Raw genomic sequence first — 19,915 nt, forward strand, 5'->3', positions numbered from 1 at the left:
CGGAGACCTGCCATGCGTGTCATCATCTGCGGAGCCGGCCGGGTGGGCTATGGCATTGCCGAGCGGCTTGCTGCGGAGGAGAACGACGTCACGGTCATCGACACCTCCCCGGAACTGATCCGCGCTGTGCGCGACACGCTCGACGTGCGCGGCTTCATCGGCCACGGCTCGCATCCGGAAGTGCTGGAGGCAGCCGGCGCCGAACAGGCCGACATGATCGTGGCCGTCACGCTTCATGACGAAGTCAACATGGTGGCCTGCCAGGTCGCCCATTCGCTGTTCAACGTCCCGACCAAGATCGCGCGGATCCGGTCGCAATCCTATCTGCGCAAGCACTACCAGGACCTGTTCTCGCGCGACCACATGCCCATCGACGTCATCATTTCGCCGGAAGTGGAAGTGGGCGAAATGGTGCTGCGGCGCATTGCCTTGCCTGGTGCGACCGACATCGTGCGCTTTGCCGATAACAATGTCGTCATGGTGGCCATCGAGTGCATGGAGGAATGCCCGGTCATCAACACGCCGCTGGCGCAGTTGACCGAACTGTTCCCCGACCTTCCTTCAACGGTGGTGGGCGTATCGCGCGACGACAGGGTCTTCATCCCGCATTCGGCGGACCAGCTGGCGGCCGGTGATCTCGCCTATGTCGTCACCGAACGCGGGCAGGTGAAGCGCACGCTCGGCCTGTTCGGCCATGAGGAGCCCGAAGCCAAGCGGATCGTCATCGTCGGCGGCGGCAATATCGGCCTCTTCGTCGCGCGCACGCTGGAAGGCCGCCAGGCCCACGCCAAGGTCAAGATCATCGAGAACAACCGGGAGCGCGCCATCGACATCGCCGACCAGCTCAATCGCACGGTTGTACTGCATGGCGATGCGCTGGAACAGCGGCTTCTGATGGAGGCCGACATTGCCGACGCCGATCTCATGGTCGGGCTGACGAATGACGACCAGGTCAACATCCTGGCATCGGCCATGGCCAAGCGCCTCGGCTGCAAGTCCAATCTCGTCCTCATCAACAATCCGGGCTTTCACGAGTTCGCCCGCACGCTCGGCATAGATGCCTATGTGAATCCGCGCAACATCACCATCTCGCGCGTTCTGCAACATGTGCGGCGCGGCCGCATCCGCGCCGTTCACACGATCCAGCGCGGGGCAGCGGAGATCATCGAGGCCGAAGCCCTGGAGACCTCGTCGCTCGTCGGCGCGGAACTGCGCGAACTGGACCTGCCGGACGGGATGCGCATCGGCGCGGTCTGGCGGGACGGCAAGATGATCAAGCCCGGCGGAGCGCTGAAGGTCAGGCCGGGCGACCGGGTCGTGATCTTCGCCTTGCAGCGGGCCGTCAAGCAGGTGGAGCAGATGTTCCGCGTCAGCCTGGAATTCTTCTGATACCGGGCCGCCTTCCAAGACACGTTCAAACTCCGCGGAGATCCAGTTCCATGCCTCGCATCGCCTATGTCAATGGCCGCTATGTTCCCCATCGCGATGCGGTGGTTCACGTGGAGGACCGCGGCTACCAGTTTGCCGATGGCGTCTATGAAGTCTGCGAGGTGGCGCGGGGCTTCATCATCGACATCAGCCGTCATCTCGACCGGCTCGACCGCTCCCTGCATGAGCTCGTCATGGCCTGGCCCATGCGCCGGCTGGCCCTGGAAGTGGTGATGCGCGAGGTGGTGCGCCGCAACGGCATTGTCAACGGCATGGTGTATCTCCAGGTCACCCGCGGCGTGGCGCCGCGCGATCACGTCTTTCCCCATCCAATGGTGCGGCCTTCCCTTGTGATCACGGCGCGCAGGACCGATCCCGCCGCCGCCACTGCCCGGGCGGAGAAAGGCATCGCCGTCATCACCGTGCCGGAAAACCGGTGGGAGCGCGTCGACATCAAGACCATCGGCCTTCTGCCCAATGTCATGGCGCGGCAGGCCGCCAGGGAAGCGGGCGCAGCGGAAGCCTGGTTCGTGGACGAGGACGGGTTGGTGACCGAAGGGGCGGCAACCAATGCCTGGATCGTGACAGCCGACGGCATTCTCGTGACGCGCCCGGCTGAATTCGGCATTCTGCGCGGCGTCACGCGCACGACCGTATTCGACGTGGCCGCTTCATTGGGTCTGGCCATTGAGGAAAGGCCTTTCAGCGTGGAGGAAGCGATGAACGCCCGCGAGGCCTTCATCACTGCCGCTACGACGCTCGTCATGCCTGTCGTGCGCATCGATGAACGCACCGTCGCCAACGGCGCGCCGGGAGGCATAGCACTTTCGCTGCGCAAGGCCTTCTTTGACATTGCGGAAAAGACCATGGTTTGATAACCCGCAGGGTACGGAGAGGGTGGACCGTTTCATTTGTGTTTCTGTTTCAGGCCGTCTGCCGCTGCCGGATTGCTGCCGGTCTCCCGACCCATTGCCCCCGGATTGTCAAACTAGAATGACGCGGTGAAAGAACAAAAAATGGCTGAACGTTCCCAAAATCTTCAAGATCTTTTCCTCAATACAGTCCGCAAGAACAAGAATCCGCTCACGATTTTCCTGATCAATGGCGTGAAGCTCACGGGTGTCGTCACATCCTTTGACAATTTCTGCGTTCTCCTTCGCCGGGACGGGCATTCGCAACTTGTCTACAAGCACGCGATTTCGACAATCATGCCCAGCCAGCCTGTGCAGATGTTCGAGAGCGAAGAGAGCGGTTCCTGATTGGTTTCCGGCCCGAAAGACGCCGGGGGCGGGGATGACGGTGACGGCCTGCGCCTGGGCGTCCGGGCGCTGGTTCTCGTTCCCGTACTGACACGCCTGCAGGACCGGCGCGATGCCGACGGCGGCGTCCGGCGGCGGCTTTCCCGTTCGCCGGAGGCCCGGCTGGAGGAAGCCTGCGGTCTCGTTCAGGCCATCGACCAGGAAATCGTCCACGCCGAGATCGTGACCGTGGCCCAGCCACGGCCCGCAACCCTTTTCGGGACGGGCAGGATCGAGGGTTTTGCGCAAATCGTGCGGGAGAAGGGCGCGGAACTCGTTGTCGTCGATCATCCGCTGACCCCGGTTCAGCAACGCAATCTGGAGCGCGAATTCGGGGCGAAGGTCCTGGACCGGACAGGTCTCATCCTGGAAATCTTCGGCCGCCGCGCGCGCACCAAGGAAGGCGTGCTGCAGGTGGAACTGGCCCATCTGGAGTATCAGCGCGGCCGGCTGGTGCGAAGCTGGACCCACCTTGAACGCCAGCGCGGTGGCGCCGGCTTCCTCGGAGGCCCGGGCGAGACGCAGATCGAGGCCGACCGCCGCATCCTCCAGGACAAGATCACCAAGATCAGGCGGGAGCTGGAAACCGTTCGGCGCACGCGCGACCTGCACCGTGCCAAGCGCAAGAAGGTTCCCTATCCGGTCGTTGCGATCGTCGGCTACACGAACGCCGGCAAGTCGACCCTGTTCAACCGGCTGACCGGTGCGTCCGTGATGGCCGAAGACATGCTGTTCGCCACGCTTGATCCCACCTTGCGCCGGGTCAGGCTGCCGCATGGGGCCATCATCATCCTCTCGGACACGGTCGGCTTCATCTCCGATCTGCCGACCCATCTCGTCGCGGCCTTCCGGGCGACGCTGGAAGAGGTGGTCGAAGCCGATCTCGTCATCCACCTGCGCGACATTTCCGACCCCGACACGGTGGCGCAGGCCGAGGACGTGGAGGAAATCCTTTCCGGTCTCGGCGTCGATCCCGGCGACCGCCGCCGCGTTCTGGAAGTCTGGAACAAGATCGACAATCTGGACGATGCGGACAGGGCGCGGCTTGCCGAGGATACGCAATCCCTGCCGGCTGCTAACCGGCCGATCGCGGTCTCGGCGATCACGGGCGAGGGAACCGACGCCCTCATGGCTGCCATCGAAACGCACATATCGGGCACGCTGCGCGCGCTCTCCGTCACGCTGAGCGCCGATCAGATGCCGCTGATCGACTGGGTCTACCGCCATGCAACGGTCATGCAGCGGACAGACCATGAGGATGGCGGCGTGAGCCTGGACCTGCAGGCGCCGCAGGCCGCGGCGGACGAAATCCTCGAGCGGATTCATGGCCGGCGCGCGCGCGAGGCCTGGGAAGACTGACATCTCCGGTCAGGAGTCAGGGCTTTGCCTTGGCCGCCTGCCAGAGTTCCTCCATCTCGTCGAGGCTGGCCTTTTCCAGCGAACTGCCCTGTTGTTCAAGCGCCTGTTCCACCTTGTGAAAGCGATGCGCGAACTTGTCGTTCGTGCGCCGCAGGGCATCCTCGCTGTCCAGGCCAAGGTGACGGCCGAGATTGACCAGCGCGAACAGCACATCGCCGAATTCCTCGCGGGCGTGGGCCGTGTCACCGGATGCGAGCGCTTCGCGCAACTCGCCGATTTCCTCCTCGATCTTGTCGAGGACCGGCGCGGTTTCCTTCCAGTCGAAACCGACCGTGGCCGCGCGCTGTTGCAGCTTGAGCGCGCGCGACAGTGCAGGCAGGGCAGTGGGTACGGAATCGAGATAGCCCTTGCCACCCGGCTCCGGGTCGAGCCCCTTGGCAAGGCGCTCGGCCCGCTTGGCGGCGCGTTCCGACGCCTTGATATCGTCCCAGGTCTTCTTGACCGCCGCCGGGTCGGCGGCATCGCCATTGCCGAAGACATGCGGGTGTCGGCGGATCATCTTGGCGGTGATTGCCTCGACCACATCGGGAAAGGCGAAGGCATCCTGCTCTTCGGCCATGCGGGCGTGAAAGACGACCTGCAGAAGCAGGTCGCCCAGTTCGTCGCGCAGATCGACGAGATCGCCGCGCTGGATCGCATCGGCCACTTCATAGGCTTCCTCGATCGTGTAGGGCGCTATGGATGCGAAATCCTGTTCGAGATCCCATGGACAGCCCGTTCCAGGCGTCCGCAACGCCTCCATGATATCCAGGAGGCCCTCGACATGGCGCGACGGCGCGATCGGCCGGCCGCTCATTCGCGCCACCAGGTCTGCAACTGGTAGCCGTAGACCGGCGTCGTTTCCGGGTGGTGGATGGCGCTGGAATGGGCCACGCGCTGACCTTCCAGGTGGTAAAGCTGCACCAGGTAATGGCCGGAAAGAAGAACGCGGTCATAGGCGCGGACGGCAGTGACGAAATCATCCTTGTCGCGCGCCTTGAGCAGGGCATCGATCATGGCATCGACAGCCGGGTTCGCGACGCCGGCGAAATTGTAGGTACCTTCCAGGTCGCGGGCGGCCGATCCCCAGCGGCCGATCTGCTCGGCACCCGGTGACAGGGACGAATAATAGAACTGCATCATCACGTCATAGTCATAGGTTTGCAGGCGCTGCTGGTATTGCGCATCGTCGACGCTGCGCAGTTCGACAGCAATGCCGAGCGCCGCCAGCGTGCGTTGCCAGGCAGCCGCCAGCGCTTCGCCTGACTTTCCCTTGAGCAGGATCTCGAAGCGAACCGGCTGGCCGTCAGGCGTCAGCATCACACGGTCTTGCAGCCTGTAGCCGCCCGCCTTGAGGATCTCGAAGGCATGGCGGAGAAAGGCGCGGTCACGGCCCGAACCATCCGAAGCCGGCGGCGAAAGCGTGCCCGTCATGGCCTCCGGCTCGACCGCATCGGGGAAGGGCGCCAGAAGCGCCTTTTCCGCCGCGCTTGCAGGCTTGCCATGGGAGCCGAGTTCGGAACCGTCGAAGAAGCTCTTCGTCCGGGTGTAGGACCCGTCATAGAGGTTCCTGTTGATCCATTCGAAATCCAGCAGGCCCGAAAGCGCCTCGCGCAGGGCCTTGTCCGCCAGGAGCGGCCGGCGCGTGTTGAACACGAAACCCAGCATGCCGGACGGCAGGCCTTCCTCGAATTCCGATTTCACGATCCGCCCGTCCGCGATTGCCGGAAATTCATACTCGTTCTTCCAGCGCACCGGATCCTTGTCGACAAAGACATCCACGAGGCCCTTCTTGAACGCCTCGAACATGGTCGCCTCGTCGCGGAAATAGACGATCCGGATTTCGTCGTAATTGTCGAAACCGCGCTTGGAGGGGTGGTCCTTGGCCCAGTAATCGGGATTGCGCTTCAGCGTGATCGACTGGCCGGGATCAATGCCGGCCATGACATAGGGCCCGGAGGCGACCATGGGCTCCAGCGTCGTGCGGTCGAACGTGTCGAAATCGGTCGCGTGTTCCGGCAGGATGGGGAGAAGCGCCAGAAGCAGCGGCAATTCCCGGTCGGCCTTCTCGTTGAAGGTGAACCGCACCTTGCCCTGGCCGGTCTTCTCGATCCGGTCCACCCCGTCCAGCCAGCGCCGGTAAAGCGGCCGCGCCTTCTCCTTCATCAGCTTCATGGAAAACAGCACGTCTTCGACGCGGATCGGCTCTCCATCGGAAAAACGGGCGCGCTCGTCCAGGGTGAACTCGATGAAGCTGCGCTCCTCGTCGGTTTCCACCGCGCGCGCGATCAGCGGATACAGCGTGAAGGCCTCGTCGCGCGAGCGCGCCATGAGGCTTTCAAAGACGTTGTAGCCGAATTCCTGGTCGAACAGGCCGCGCGAAGCATCGCCCTGGACGATGAACGGATTGACCGAATTGAACGTACCGCGCACCGCGTAGTCGACACGCCCGCCTTTCGGTGCCTGCGGATTGGCATAGGGAAAATGGTCGTAGCTGGCGGGCAGGGCTGGTTCGCCATGCATCGAGATGGCATGGACCGGCTGGCCATGGCCCGGCCCCGCCATGAGGACGGCCGCGGTGAGGGCGACAAGGAGGCGCAGGAGAAACATGGGCGGTTCCCGATGGCATTCTCGTTCATGATTCGGTCGTGACGTTACCATGCATGGCGTGCCGCTCAATGGCCACGTCCGGGCAACGCGGGCGAACCGCCGATTCCCGGCCGCTGCCTGCTTGCCCTTGGCAGCGCCACGGTGTAACAACCCGCGCGAACGGTGCATGTCCGCCGCAAAGGCTCCGGCGACATTCAATTGCCTCATTTGGGCAACACGAGACCAGCTGGCGGCGGCGAGAATGCCGCCAAGGATTTAAGAGGATAGACATGATGAAGAAGCTGACTCTTGCAGCTTTCGCCCTGGCCGCCGCCGGAGCGGCGTTCACCGCGCCTGCGTCCGCCCAGCAGAACCAGATTCCTGACGGCTGGTTCAAGCTGTGCCAGAAGCAGAAGGACAGCGATGTCTGCAATGTGCAGTTCATCAAGGCGGCCAAGGAAACGGGCCAGTTGCTGGTCGGCATTTCCCTCATCGAGATTTCAGGCAAGGCCCAGCGCCGGATCATGCAGATCACCGTTCCGCCGATGCGTATCCTGCCGCCCGGCATCGGCCTGCAGATCGATGGCGGCAAGACCGCCAAGCTGGAATATGTGATCTGCCCGATCCAGCCGTCGCCGAGCTGCATTGCAGAGGCACCGCTGACCGACGAGATCATCAACTCGTTCAAGAAGGGCGGCGAACTGACGATCACCGCCGTGAACTTCCAGAACCAGCCGACACCGGTGAAGATCACGCTGAAAGGCTTCACCGAGGCCTATGACGGCGAACCGATCCAGCAGTCGGACTACGAGGAGCGCCAGAAGAAGCTCCAGGAGGAAATCGCCAAGCGGCAGGAAGAATTCCAGAAGAAGCTTCAGGCCGAGCAGGAAAAGGCGAAATCCAACTGAGCGATTCCCGCCAGCATCGGATCAAATGAAAACGGGGCCGCAAGGCCCCGTTTTCATGTCGACCGCCCGTGATCGTTGCTCAGTGCATGCTCGCCTCGCGCGGCACGTAGCGGCCTTCGCTCATGCCGGCGAAGAACTCACGCACCTGGGGGTGGCGGACCGGCTCGCCGGAATCGTCTGGAAGCAGGTTCTGCTCGGAGACATAGGCCACATATTCGGTTTCGGCATTCTCGGCGAACAGGTGATAGTAGGGCTGGTTCTTGTGCGGCCGGATTTCCGGCGGAATAGCCTGATACCATTCCTCCGTGTTGGCGAACACGGGATCAACGTCGAAGACCACGCCGCGGAACGGAAAAAGGCGATGGCGAACAACCTGCCCGATCTGGAATTTCGCTTGGTTTATCATGCTCATCTGCAACACTCTCCTGGACGCCTTATCTGGGGCTTGAACACGATGGTTCAATACCCGCAGCCGCTGGCCTCCCGATTTGCCGGCTTATCATGGCAGGGTCGCATGAACAGGCGGTGAACCGGCCCGCCTGAGCATCCGCGCCGGCGATTTGCGGCGACGCTTCAGGAATTTCCATGCGCGCCCGCGTGACGTATCGGTTCTGCCCGTGTAATGAAGCTGTGGCCCGGAGGCATTCCGGCCATTCGCCTTGTCGTCAGATCGCAGCGCAGTACCCTTCGCATCCATGAGCAATGTCATCGGCCTCGTCCTGCCCTTTTTCGGGCTGATCCTTCTGGGCTTCGTGGTCGCGCGCATCACCCGCCAGCCGCTTGAGGCGCTGGGCTGGATGAACACCTTCATCATCTACATCGCGCTGCCCGCGCTGTTTTTCCAGCTCCTGTCCAAGACGCCGATCGAGAAGCTCACCGAATGGGGCTACATTTTCGGTTCCGTCTTCTCGACCTATCTCGTCTTCGCGGTCATGTTCGTCTGGTCGGTGATCCGTTCGCGCGGCGAGATAGCCCAGAGCACCGTCAAGGGGCTGGCCGCGGCCTACGGCAATATCGGCTATATGGGGCCGGGCCTGGCATTGCTGGCACTGGGTCAGGAGGCGGCAGTGCCGGTGGCGCTGATCTTCTGCTTCGAGAACATCCTGCATTTCGCCATTGCGCCGCTGATGATGGGGCTGGCGGGCGGCACCGATGAACCGCCGTTGCGCATCGCCATCGGCGTCGTGCGGAAAATCGCACTGCATCCCTTCATTCTCGCGACCGTTGTCGGCGTAAGCGCCGCGGCGCTGCATGTCGCGCCGCCCGTTCCGCTGGAGCGCCTCCTGCAATATCTCGCCAATGCGGCGGCTCCTTGCGCGCTGTTCGTGATGGGCGTGACACTGGCCCTGCGCCCGCTCCGGCGGATGCCCGCCGAGATCGGCCTGATCGTGCCGCTGAAATTGCTCGTCCATCCGCTGATCTGCTGGATCACCCTGAGCTGGGTGGGCAACTTCGATCCCGTCTGGGTCTGGTCAGCGGTCCTGCTGGCCGGGCTGCCGACGGCAACGAACGTGTTCGTCATCGCGCAGCAATATGGTGTGTGGGTGGAGCGCGCCTCCGCAACCATCCTCGTGACCACCACCATATCGGTTGTCTCAGTGACGGGCCTTCTGCTGCTGGTGACCGGCGGCTACCTTCCGCCCGACCTCTTTCCCTAGGCCGCCGAGTTCGCCGGCGAGGTGGCGCAGGCCGCTGCCGGGAGCCATGCCTTCGCGCATGAAGAAGCCGCGCAGCGGCGAAAGCGAGCGCAGCAGGCCGAGACCGGCGCTGCGGGCGATCTGGGCGGGCAGGAGGTCCGAAAGCAGGGTGCCGTTGAGCGCGTTCACCGCGCCGGCCCGCGCCAGGATATCCGGCCGCCTCCGGCCGGCATAGCGGGCGAGCACATGCGGCGCGCCCGGATCCGGGACGCCCTCCAGAACCGTGGCCAGATCCATGACGTCGCGCAGGCCGAGATTGAGACCCTGTGCGCCGATGGGCGGAAACACATGTGCCGCCTCGCCGACGAGCGCCACCCGCCGCGCGGCGAATCCGGCCGGCAGGGTGGCCGAGAGCGGCCATGGCTGGCGTGAACCGGGCTGTGAAATCCGGCCCAGCATCGATTGCATCCGTTGCTCGAGCGCAAGGCAGAAAGCCTCTTCCGTCAGACCGGACAGACGATCCGCCTCCGCGGGCGACGTCACCCAGACCAGGCTGGACCGGTCCGGATCGGCCAGCGGCACCTGCGTGAACGGGCCATGCTCGGTGTGGAATTCGTTGGAGGTATCCTCATGCGGCCGCTCATGGCGGAATGTTGTCACGAGGGCGACTTGCGGCAGCGAGCGGGTACGCACATGAATGCCGGCGGCCTCGCGTCCTGCCGAGGCGCGACCATCGGCCGCGACAGCCAGGCGGCCCTGAAGCGTGTGGTCGTCGCCGAGCCCCAGGCAGACACTGTCGGTTTCAGGCATCCAGCGCGTCACGGCCTGCCCGAAGCGTTCAATGGCGCCGTCTCGCGCAATTGCATCGGCAAGCAGGTCGTTCAGCCGGCGGTTGGCGATGTTGTAGCCGAAGGCCTCCTCGCCAATCTCGCCGCAGCGGAAGGTCACGGTCGGGCTGCGCACCAGGCGGCGTGTGGCATCGACGATTCGCATCGTGCGAAGCGGCGCGGCGTCTTCACCCCGCACATCGACCCCGAGCCGCGCGAGAAAATCGACGCCCGGCATCATCACGGCGGTTGTCCGCCGGTCGTCCGGATTGGCCGGTGGGCCTGCGAGTGAAACCCGCCAGCCGCTCTGCGACAGGGCGAGGGCCGCGGCCATCCCGGCCGGACCCGCTCCCACGATGACGATATCTGACTGGCCCATGCGTTCTCCCGTGAAAAACGATCGGTCCAGGACGGCTAGTCACTGGCCTTGCGGTTTCGTATATGGCAGCACAGGGCATGCCGGCAATGGATGGACCCGCAACGGCGGCGGCATTTCCGGATGTTGCGGCCCGGGCACCAGACCCGAAACCGGGGCAAGGGAGGAAAATCGATGGCGTGGAGACTTTCCGCCGGAGGGGCGTGCGCGTGAAACGACCGCTGTTTTCCCGGCCCACGGGCAAGAAGGTGACCTGGCCCCAGGCCAAGGCCTTTTCGGTCCACCTGCTGACCGCCTCGGGCTCCTTCCTGGCATTCCTGTCACTTGTGGCAGCCGCGGAAGAGCGGTGGACGGCCATGTTCCTGTGGCTCGGACTGGCGCTTTTCGTCGACGGCATCGACGGGCCGATCGCACGCAAGCTCCAGGTCAAGTCGGTCCTGCCCACCTGGTCGGGCGACATGCTCGACAATGTCATCGACTATGTCACCTATGTGCTGATACCAGCCTTCGCGCTCTACAATCGCGGTTTCATGGGCGAGGGTCTGTCGTTCCTGTCGGCGGCGATCATCGTCATCTCGAGCGCCATCTACTACGCCGACACATCCATGAAGACGAAGGAGAACTTCTTCAAGGGCTTCCCGGTTGTCTGGAACATGCTCGTCTTCACGCTTTTCGTCATCGAGCCGGGCGAATGGACATCCTTCGCCGCAGTCGTTTTCTCCGCCATCCTCACCTTCGTGCCCGTCAACTTCCTGCATCCGGTGCGCGTCAAGCGCCTCCGCGAGATCAACCTCCCGGTTTTCCTGGCCTGGTGCGCGCTCGGCGTCATCGCGCTGGTTGAAAACATGCAGGCCAGTTTCTGGGTAAAGATCGGCATCTCGGCGACCGGTCTCTATCTCTACCTCATCGGCGCGATCATGCAGATGTTTCCCAATCTCGGCAAAAGGAGTTCCTGACAATGCACAAGGCCATTCGTGTTCACGAGACGGGCGGGCCGGATGTCCTACGTTACGAGGACGTCGAGACGCCGGCGCCGGGCAAGGGCGAGGCGCTGATCCGGCATACCGCGATCGGGCTCAATTTCATCGACACCTATTTCCGCACCGGGCTTTATCCGGCGCCGGCCGGCCAGCCGTTCATTCCCGGCAATGAGGGCGCCGGTATCGTCGAAGCCGTCGGCGAAGGTGTGAGCGGCCTGACCGCTGGCGACCGCGTCGCATACGCCGCGGGCCTCGGTGCCTATGCCCAGAAGCGTGTCATCGCTGCCGACCGGCTGGTCAAAGTCCCCGACGGGGTCAGCGACGAACAGGCCGCCGGCATGATGCTCAAGGGCATGACGGCCTGGTACCTGCTGCGCCGCACGCATGCGGTCAAGCCGGGCGAGACCATCCTTTTCCATGCCGCGGCAGGTGGCGTGGGCCTGATCGCCGGCCAGTGGGCCAAGCATCTGGGCGCCAACGTCATCGGCACCGCGGGTTCGCCCGACAAGATCGAACTGGCACTGGCGCATGGCTATGACGAGGTCATCAATTACCGCGAGCAGGATTTCGTTGCCGAGATCGACCGCCTGACCAGCGGCGGGAAATGCGATGTGGTCTATGATTCGGTGGGCAAGGACACCTATCCCGGTTCGCTGGACTGCCTGAAGCCTTTTGGGCTTTTCGTCTCCTTCGGACAATCGTCCGGGCCGATCGAGGGCTTCAACCTGGCCCATCTTTCGCAAAAGGGCTCGCTTTTCGCGACCCGGCCGACACTGTTCACCTATGTCGCCGCCCGCGAAGCGCTCGAGCAGGCGGCCGGGGAACTGTTCGATCTCGTTTCGCGCGGCATCGTCACGATCAACATAAACCAGCGTTACGCACTGAAGGACGCCGAGCAGGCGCATCGCGATCTGGAGGGCCGAAAGACAACGGGAACAACGGTTCTGGTGCCTTGATTTGCCGGGAAAAAGCTTGAAGCTGTTTCAAGACGCAGCCGGCTAAAGCGGGCCGGTTGACCGGTTAGACTGCCGGTTCATCGCGTCATTGGGGGGGTAGGGCCGGTTGAGCGATACGGATTTGCAGGAGAAAGGGCGTCTTCTCGACGTCGAGGGACTGACCAAGGTGTTTGGCACGCTCGTGGCCAATGACCGGGTCGATCTGTCCATAGCGCCGGGGGAAATCCACGCCCTGCTCGGCGAAAACGGCGCGGGCAAGTCCACCTTCGTCAAGATGCTCTTCGGCTCGCTGGAACCCAATGCCGGCACCATCCGCTGGAAAGGTGTTCCGCAGGCCATCACCTCGCCGAGCATGGCGCGGCAATTGGGCATCGGCATGGTTTTCCAGCATTTCTCGCTGTTCGAAGCCCTGTCGGCGGCCGAAAACATCGCGCTCGCGCTGGACCGCTCGACGCCGCTGGCCCAGATCGCCGACAGCGCGCGAAGGCTTTCCGTCGAATACGGTCTCCCGCTTGACCCGCATTCACTGGTGGGCGACCTTTCCGTCGGCGAGCGCCAGCGCATCGAGATCATACGCTGTCTGCTGCAGAAGCCGGAACTGATCATCCTGGACGAGCCGACATCGGTGCTGACCCCGCAGGAAGCCGACAAGCTGTTCGAGACGCTGGAGCGGCTGCGCGAGGAAGGAAAGTCCATCCTCTACATTTCGCACCGCCTTGAAGAGGTGAAGCGGCTATGCGACCGCGCCACGGTTTTGCGCCATGGCAAGGTCGTGGAACATTGCAATCCGCGTGACGAAACGGCGGCCTCGCTTGCACGCATGATGGTAGGCGAGGAAATCCAGACCGTTTCGCGCCCGGCCCCTGCCGGCGAGGACGGCGAGGCGCTCCTTGAAATCCGGGGCCTGTCGCGTGCCGCTGCAACACCGTTTTCCGTGCGGCTTTCCAATATCGACCTGACCGTTCGCGCTGGCCACGTCATCGGCATTGCCGGCGTCGCCGGCAACGGGCAGGGCGAGTTCTTCGAGGCGGTCTCCGGAGAGGCGAGGCAGGCGCAAGCTGGCGCCGTGCGCATTCGCGGCACGGATGCGGGCCATCTCGACATCTCGGCAAGGCGAAGGCTCGGCGCGGGTTTCGTTCCGGAAGAACGGCTGGGCCACGGCGCCGCCCCGGGCCTGCCGCTGTCGCAGAACCTGCTCTTGTCGCGCCACGCCACCGACAGCGGCACCTATCTCGGCGCTCTTGGCACCGTGCGCACGGCGGCGCTGGCCGATGGCGCCCGGCGCATCGTCAAGGAAATGGACGTGCGCAAGAGCGGCGAGGATCCCGAGGCCTCGGCCTTGTCAGGCGGAAACCTGCAAAAGTTCATTGTCGGGCGGGAAATGGACCGCAGGCCCGCCGTGATGGTGGTCAATCAGCCGACCTGGGGCGTGGACGCCGGCGCCGCGGCGCGTATCCGGCAGGCGCTGATCGAGCTCGCACGCGAAGGATCGGCGGTTCTCATCATCAGCCAGGATCTCGATGAATTGTTCGAGATGTCCGACGCCATTGCTGTCATGCACAACGGAAAGCTGTCCAAACCGGTTCCCATTGGCGAGGCCACGTACGAGAATATCGGCCTGCTGATGGGCGGGGCAGAGCCCGGCCACAAGGCAACGCCGCATGCGGAGGGGGCATGATGCGCATCGAACTCGTCAAGCGCTCCGGCCATTCGGTCCTGTTCAGCGCGCTGTCGCCCTTCGTCGCATTGGGGCTCACCATCATTGCCGGCGCGATCATGTTTGCATTGCTGGGCAAGAATCCGGCGGTCGGCCTTTATTCCTATTTCATCGAGCCGCTGACCGAGACCTGGTCGTTGCATGAACTGGCGATCAAGGCCGCGCCGCTGATCCTCATCGGCACCGGCCTGTGCGTCTGCTATCTCTCCAACAACTGGAACATCGGCGCGGAAGGACAATTCATCACCGGCGCCATGCTGGGTTCCCTGCTGCCGGTGATGTTTCCCGGTCTCACGGGGCCGCTGGTCCTGCCGATGATGCTGGTCATGGCCATGGTCGGCGGTGCCGCCTATGCCGGCATTCCCGCGCTGCTGAAGGTGCGTTTCGGCACGAACGAAATCCTGACGAGCCTGATGCTCGTCTATGTCGCGCAACTGTTCAACGACTGGCTTGTGCGCGGACCATGGCGCAATCCCGAAGGGTTCAGCTTTCCCGGCACCATCGCATTTCATGCCGATGCGCTGCTGCCGGAAATCCTGCCCGCCTCCGGCCGGGCCAACATCGGCATCGCGCTGGCGATTGTCGCCGCGATCGTGGTCTGGTTCCTGCTGTCGCGCACGCTGAAGGGTTTCGAGGTGCGGGTGCTTGGCCAGAGCCCGCGCGCCGGGCGGTTTGCCGGCTTCTCGCCCAGACGCATGACGCTGTTTGCCTTCCTGGTTTCCGGCGCGCTGGCCGGACTTGCCGGCATCACGGAAGTGGCCGGGGCGGTGCAGAGCCTCAACGAGAAGCTCTCGGTCGGTTACGGGTTCACCGCGATCATCGTGGCCTTTCTGGGCCGGCTCAATCCGCTCGGGGTCATTGTCGCCGGTTTCGTCCTGGCGCTGACCTATCTTGGCGGCGAAGCGGCTCAGATATCGTTGCAGATTTCCGACAAGACCGCCCGTGTCTTCCAGGGCATGCTGCTGTTTTTCGTTCTGGCGAGCGACACGCTCATTCACTATCGCGTACGTATCGTGCGCGGAACCGGGGAGGCGCGCGGTGCTTGAGGCGATCCTGTTGACCGTCGCGACAGCGGCGACCCCGCTGCTTCTGGCCGCCATCGGCGAACTGGTGGTCGAACGCTCCGGCGTTCTCAATCTCGGCGTCGAGGGCATGATGCTGATCGGCGCCGTCACCGGATTTGGCGTGGCGCTCATCTCCGGTTCGCCATGGCTGGGCGCCATCGCGGCCGTTGTGGCCGGCGCTGCCTTTTCGCTCCTGTTCGGGTTCCTGACCCTGACCCTCGTCACCAACCAGGTGGCCACCGGCCTGGCGCTGACATTGCTCGGCATCGGCCTGTCGGGGCAACTTGGCGAATCATTCGTCGGAACGCCGGGCGTGCGCATGGAGGCCATCGCCATACCGGGCCTTTCCGCGCTGCCGCTGGTCGGCCGCCTGTTGTTCGGGCAGGATCCGCTGTTTTATGTGTCCATCGCCCTGACGGCGGCGACGGCGTGGTTCCTGTTCCGCACGCGCGCCGGCCTGACGCTGCGCGCGGTCGGCGACAGCCACGGCTCGGCCCATGCGCTGGGCATCAAGGTGATTGCCATCCGTTATCTCGCCGTCATGTATGGCGGCGCCTGCGCGGGTCTTGCCGGTGCCTATCTCTCTCTGGCCTACACACCGCAATGGGTGGAGAACATGACGGCCGGGCGCGGCTGGATCGCGCTCGCGCTGGTGGTTTTCGCCTCATGGCGTCCCTGGAGGGTGCTGGCCGGTGCCTATCTGTTCGGTGCGATCACCATCCTCCAGCTCCACATCCAGGCAATCAGCCTGAAAGAGCTCGGATTCCTGCCTGCCCCCCTGTTCTGGCTGGCGGAACTGATCAAATCCATTCCGTCCCAGTTCCTTTCTTCGCTTCCCTATCTGGCAACAGTGGTGGTCCTTGTGCTTATCTCCCGAAACAGGCGGTTGACGATGATGAACACACCGGCCTCGCTGGGGCGGCCGTTCGTTCCGGACCGCTAGACAAGAACCAGGACGGGAAGCCCCGCGCGACATACACACTCAAGAGGTTGAACATATGAAAAAACTGATCCTCTCCCTCGCCGCTGCATCCGCGATGTCACTCGCGGCGGCCAGTGGCGCCATGGCGCAGATGGACAAGGTGAAGGCCTGCTTCATCTATGTCGGTCCCATCGGCGATTTCGGTTGGTCCTACCAGCATCACCAGGGCCTGCTGGCCCTTGAGGAAGCGCTCGGCGACAAGGTGGAAACGGCTTATCTGGAAAGCGTGCCGGAAGGCGCGGATGCCGAACGCGCCATCGAGCGTTTCGCGCGCTCGGGTTGCAACATCATCTTCACGACCTCGTTCGGCTACATGGACGCCACCAACAAGGTGGCCGCCAAGTTCCCGGACGTGAAGTTCGAGCATGCCACCGGCTACAAGCGCGAACACCCCAATGTCGCCACCTACAACGCGCGCTTCTACGAGGGGCGCTATGTGCAGGGCGTGATCGCTGCTTCGCTGTCGCAAGCCGGTACCGCCGGCTACATCGCATCCTTCCCGATCCCGGAAGTGGTGATGGGTATCAACGCCTTCATGCTGGGCGCGCAGTCGGTCAATCCGGATTTCAAGGTCAAGGTGGTCTGGGCCAATACCTGGTTCGACCCAGGCAAGGAAGCCGATGCCGCCAAGGCACTGGTCGATCAGGGTGCCGACATCATCACCCAGCACACGGATTCCACCGCACCCATGCAGGTGGCCTCCGAGCGCGGCATCAAGGCCTTCGGCCAGGCATCCGACATGATCAAGTTCGGACCGGAAACCCAGTTGACCTCGATCGTCGACAATTGGGCACCCTATTACATCAAGCGGGTGAAGGCCGTGCTTGATGGCACCTGGGAACAGGTGGATGTGTGGGCCGGCATGCCGGAAGGCGAGGTGCTGATGGCGCCCTACACGAACATGCCCGACGACCTGAAGGCCAAGGCCGAGGAAATCGAGGGCAAGATCAAGTCGGGCGAATTCCATCCCTTCACCGGTCCGGTGAAGAAGCAGGATGGTTCCGACTGGCTGGCAGAAGGCGAAGTGGCCGATGACGGCACGCTTCTCGGCATGAACTTCTATGTCGAAGGCGTGGACGACAAGCTGCCGCAGTAAGGCTGCCTTCATTTTTCCATGAACTTTGCGCGGGGCCTTTCGGTCCCGCGTTTTTTTATTGCCGCGCAAGCACCATCCGGCGCACCAATGGCCGGGAAACCAGCCAGTCCGCACCGCGATTCAGGAGGGTGGCGATCATGCGCCGGCCGGGCGTCTCGCCATGGCGCCAGACCAACCACGAGACGAGGAGGATCGCGCAAAGGGTCGCGACCAATGCCGCCGTCTGGCCCAGCAGCGGCGTCAAGGCGTTGATGCCGACATAGCCGATATTCTGGTGCAGGAGATAGAGCGGATAGGTCAGTCCACCGAGCATCATCACCAATCCGGTCGACGGCAACAGCCCGCGCGCCGCCACGGCCGCCCAGAAGACGAGGTGAAGGACCAGACCGGAAATGGCAAGTGCCTGGTTGCCGGGCGCAATGCCATAATGGGCCATCATCCAGCCCTGCATGCCCTTCATGTGCGTGAGCGCCATCAGGAAGGCGGCAAATGCCAGCAGCACGGCATCCAGCCGCCATCCCCGCGAGACGATGTGATGCGCAAGGACGCCGCCGGCGAAGAAGGGGGCGTATTCGGTGATCAGGACCATGCGCAGCGCGCCGCTGCCAAGCCAGTATTCGTTCACCATGGAGATGGCCAGCCACGAGGTCAGGAGCAGCAGCTTCCGGCTTGCAAACAAGCCGCTGAGGATCGCCAGCGAAACCCAGCCATAGAAGACGAGTTCGAGAACGATGGTCCAGTAGACACCGTCCATGAAGGGTTGCCCGAAAACCTGCGGGATCATGGCGAGATTGGCGGCATACTGAGCGGTTCCAACCGGCAGGCGCGGATCGCCGGCAAACAGAAGCACGGCGAATGTGATGGTCATGCATATGACGAAGCCGGGATAGAGCCGGGCGAAACGGGCAATGGCGAAGGCGCGGAACGTACGGCCCTCCGCCGACCAGGCAATCACGAATCCGGAGATCATGAAGAAAAGGTTGAGGCCGAGATAGCCGTAGAGCGCCATGGCTTGCGCCGCTGGATACGGATGATCGAGATAGGGCACTTGCCCGGCGCTGCCGCGAAACAGGTAGTGAAAGGCGACGACGGCCAGCGCCGAGACCAGGCGCAGGAGATCAAGCGATCCCATGCGCTGAGCCGGCCGGTTGCCTTGAGCCTGATCTGCCGATGTCATTGCCTGCCGCCTCCATGAAGAAGGCATAAACTAGCGGCAAGCTTGCTTTAGCGAAATAAGATACGTCTGACAGGGTGAACCGGCAGGGTTAATGCGCCAGTCCCGTCATACGGCAGTGCCGTGCAGGTCGTAGGCGTCCGCGCCATCGATCTTCACGGTCACGATGTCGCCGACGCGTAGCGGGCGGCGTGAGCGCACATGCACGACACCATCGATTTCCGGCGCGTCATACCTGGTCCGGCCGGTGCCCGCCGTACCGTCCGCCGTGTCGATGATGACCGGCAGGCGCTTGCCAACACGCTGCTTCAGAAGTTTGGCCGAAACGCCTTGCTGGCGCTCCATGAAGCGTTTCCAGCGGGCGTCCTTGATCTCGGCCGGCACGTCTTCAAGGCCGAGATCGTTGGAGCGGGCGCCCTTGACCGGCTCGTATTTGAAGCAGCCGGCGCGGTCGATCTTCGCTTCGTCCAGCCAGTCGAGCAGCATGGTGAAATCCTCCTCCGTCTCCCCCGGAAAACCGGTAATGAAGGTGGAGCGAAGGGCCAGATCAGGGCAGATGTCGCGCCAGCGGCGAATGCGTTCCAGCGTCTTTTCCTGGTGTGCCGGGCGGCGCATGTTCCTCAACACGGCCGGACTGGCATGCTGGAAGGGAATGTCGAGATAGGGCAGGATCTTACCCTCGGCCATCAGCGGAATGACCTCGTCGACATGGGGGTAGGGATAGACATAGTGCATGCGCACCCACACGCCCATCTCGCCCAGTTCGCGGGCAAGATCGAGGAACCTCGTACGCACTTGCCGGTCCTGCCAGGGGCTTTCGGCATACTTCATGTCCAGGCCATAGGCACTGGTATCCTGGCTGATGACGAGGATCTCCTTCACGCCTGCCTTGACCAGTTTTTCCGCCTCGCGCAACACGTCCCCGATCGGTCGCGAAACGAGATCGCCGCGCAGCGCCGGGATGATGCAGAAGGAACAGCGATTGGAACAGCCTTCGGAAATCTTGAGATAGGCATAGTGGCGCGGCGTCAGCTTGACGCCCTGTTCCGGCACAAGGTCCAGAAACGGATCGTGGACGGGCGGGGCGGCCTCGTGAACCGCCGCCATGACGCTTTCGTAGGCCTGCGGGCCGGTAATGGCGAGTACGCCGGGATGGCGCTCGCGGATAACGTCCGGCTCGGCCCCCAGGCAGCCTGTCACGATCACCTTGCCGTTTTCGTTCAGCGCCTCGCCGATCGCGCCCAGCGATTCGTCGCGCGCGGAATCGAGGAAGCCGCAGGTGTTGACGACGACAAGATCGGCGCCGTCATGCTTGCGGGCGATCTCGTAGCCTTCGGCACGCAGGCGGGTGATGATACGCTCGGAATCGACCAGTGCCTTGGGGCAGCCGAGGGAAACGAAACTGACACGCGGTGCGGACATGAGGCTCTTTCCGTGCTTTCGGGGGCAGGCGGCGGGCATGCAGGGGCATGCGACTGGCCGCAA

General features: G+C 63.6%; 18 protein-coding genes. 12 read left to right on the forward strand and 6 right to left on the reverse strand.

The window, feature by feature from the left end:
• Positions 1-12: 12 nt before the first annotated feature.
• The 4 genes from trkA (at position 13) to hflX (ending at position 4,085) form a co-directional block, all read left to right on the forward strand.
• Positions 13-1,389, forward strand: coding sequence for a Trk system potassium transporter TrkA (trkA, locus tag R3D65_RS16655; protein WP_371276391.1), 1,377 nt, complete (start codon positions 13-15; stop codon positions 1,387-1,389).
• Between the two features lie 50 nt (positions 1,390-1,439).
• A complete protein-coding gene (locus R3D65_RS16660; protein ID WP_371276392.1) occupies positions 1,440-2,303 on the forward strand; it encodes a D-amino-acid transaminase in 864 nt (287 codons plus the stop codon).
• A gap of 141 nt (positions 2,304-2,444) precedes the next feature.
• On the forward strand, positions 2,445-2,687 hold the full coding sequence (hfq, locus tag R3D65_RS16665; RefSeq protein ID WP_099307621.1) for an RNA chaperone Hfq: 243 nt from the start codon (positions 2,445-2,447) through the stop codon (positions 2,685-2,687).
• 48 nt (positions 2,688-2,735) lie between these two features.
• Positions 2,736-4,085, forward strand: coding sequence for a GTPase HflX (gene hflX, locus R3D65_RS16670; RefSeq protein WP_371276482.1), 1,350 nt, complete (start codon positions 2,736-2,738; stop codon positions 4,083-4,085).
• Between the two features lie 16 nt (positions 4,086-4,101).
• Here hflX and mazG read toward each other — a convergent pair whose 3' ends face one another.
• On the reverse strand, positions 4,102-4,941 hold the full coding sequence (gene mazG, locus R3D65_RS16675; RefSeq protein ID WP_371276393.1) for a nucleoside triphosphate pyrophosphohydrolase: 840 nt from the start codon (positions 4,939-4,941) through the stop codon (positions 4,102-4,104).
• A complete protein-coding gene (locus R3D65_RS16680; RefSeq protein WP_371276394.1) occupies positions 4,938-6,734 on the reverse strand; it encodes an extracellular solute-binding protein in 1,797 nt (598 codons plus the stop codon). The genes mazG and R3D65_RS16680 overlap by 4 nt, the downstream gene beginning before the upstream one ends.
• Before the next feature lie 272 nt (positions 6,735-7,006).
• Between R3D65_RS16680 and R3D65_RS16685 the strand changes: the two genes are divergently transcribed.
• Positions 7,007-7,621 (forward strand): invasion associated locus B family protein, encoded by a 615-nt coding sequence (locus R3D65_RS16685; RefSeq protein ID WP_371276395.1) that lies wholly within the window; start codon positions 7,007-7,009, stop codon positions 7,619-7,621.
• A gap of 79 nt (positions 7,622-7,700) precedes the next feature.
• Here R3D65_RS16685 and hspQ read toward each other — a convergent pair whose 3' ends face one another.
• The gene (hspQ, locus tag R3D65_RS16690; protein WP_371276396.1) at positions 7,701-8,033 is read right to left on the reverse strand and encodes a heat shock protein HspQ; all 333 of its coding nucleotides are present in this window, start codon (positions 8,031-8,033) and stop codon (positions 7,701-7,703) included.
• 283 nt (positions 8,034-8,316) lie between these two features.
• On the opposite strand from hspQ, the gene R3D65_RS16695 reads away from it, so the two are divergent.
• Positions 8,317-9,279 (forward strand): AEC family transporter, encoded by a 963-nt coding sequence (locus R3D65_RS16695; protein WP_371276397.1) that lies wholly within the window; start codon positions 8,317-8,319, stop codon positions 9,277-9,279.
• Here R3D65_RS16695 and R3D65_RS16700 read toward each other — a convergent pair.
• On the reverse strand, positions 9,217-10,464 hold the full coding sequence (locus R3D65_RS16700) for a UbiH/UbiF family hydroxylase (RefSeq protein ID WP_371276398.1): 1,248 nt from the start codon (positions 10,462-10,464) through the stop codon (positions 9,217-9,219). The two genes, R3D65_RS16695 and R3D65_RS16700, sit on opposite strands and share 63 nt — an antisense overlap.
• A gap of 206 nt (positions 10,465-10,670) precedes the next feature.
• Between R3D65_RS16700 and pcsA the strand changes: the two genes are divergently transcribed.
• From pcsA to R3D65_RS16730, 6 genes are all read left to right on the forward strand, one after another.
• On the forward strand, positions 10,671-11,417 hold the full coding sequence (gene pcsA / locus R3D65_RS16705) for a phosphatidylcholine synthase (protein WP_371276399.1): 747 nt from the start codon (positions 10,671-10,673) through the stop codon (positions 11,415-11,417).
• A gap of 2 nt (positions 11,418-11,419) precedes the next feature.
• Positions 11,420-12,397, forward strand: coding sequence for a quinone oxidoreductase (locus R3D65_RS16710; RefSeq protein ID WP_371276400.1), 978 nt, complete (start codon positions 11,420-11,422; stop codon positions 12,395-12,397).
• A 106-nt stretch (positions 12,398-12,503) separates the two neighbouring features.
• A complete protein-coding gene (locus R3D65_RS16715) occupies positions 12,504-14,075 on the forward strand; it encodes an ABC transporter ATP-binding protein (RefSeq protein WP_371276401.1) in 1,572 nt (523 codons plus the stop codon).
• On the forward strand, positions 14,072-15,160 hold the full coding sequence (locus tag R3D65_RS16720; RefSeq protein ID WP_371276402.1) for an ABC transporter permease: 1,089 nt from the start codon (positions 14,072-14,074) through the stop codon (positions 15,158-15,160). Before R3D65_RS16715 ends, R3D65_RS16720 begins: the two co-directional genes overlap by 4 nt.
• Complete coding sequence (locus tag R3D65_RS16725; RefSeq protein ID WP_371276403.1) at positions 15,153-16,121, forward strand: ABC transporter permease; 969 nt, start codon at positions 15,153-15,155, stop codon at positions 16,119-16,121. Before R3D65_RS16720 ends, R3D65_RS16725 begins: the two co-directional genes overlap by 8 nt.
• Before the next feature lie 55 nt (positions 16,122-16,176).
• Positions 16,177-17,256 carry a BMP family ABC transporter substrate-binding protein gene (locus R3D65_RS16730; RefSeq protein WP_371276404.1) on the forward strand — a complete coding sequence of 360 codons (1,080 nt, stop codon included), beginning with the start codon at positions 16,177-16,179 and terminating at the stop codon, positions 17,254-17,256.
• Positions 17,257-17,311: 55 nt separating this feature from the next.
• Here R3D65_RS16730 and R3D65_RS16735 read toward each other — a convergent pair whose 3' ends face one another.
• Positions 17,312-18,433, reverse strand: a complete 1,122-nt coding sequence (locus R3D65_RS16735) for an acyltransferase family protein (protein WP_371276405.1) — start codon at positions 18,431-18,433, stop codon at positions 17,312-17,314.
• 105 nt (positions 18,434-18,538) lie between these two features.
• Complete coding sequence (rimO, locus tag R3D65_RS16740; RefSeq protein ID WP_371276406.1) at positions 18,539-19,852, reverse strand: 30S ribosomal protein S12 methylthiotransferase RimO; 1,314 nt, start codon at positions 19,850-19,852, stop codon at positions 18,539-18,541.
• Positions 19,853-19,915 lie beyond the last annotated feature (63 nt).

The sequence above is a fragment of the Zhengella sp. genome (assembly GCF_041397485.1).
Taxonomy (GTDB): domain Bacteria; phylum Pseudomonadota; class Alphaproteobacteria; order Rhizobiales; family Rhizobiaceae; genus Zhengella.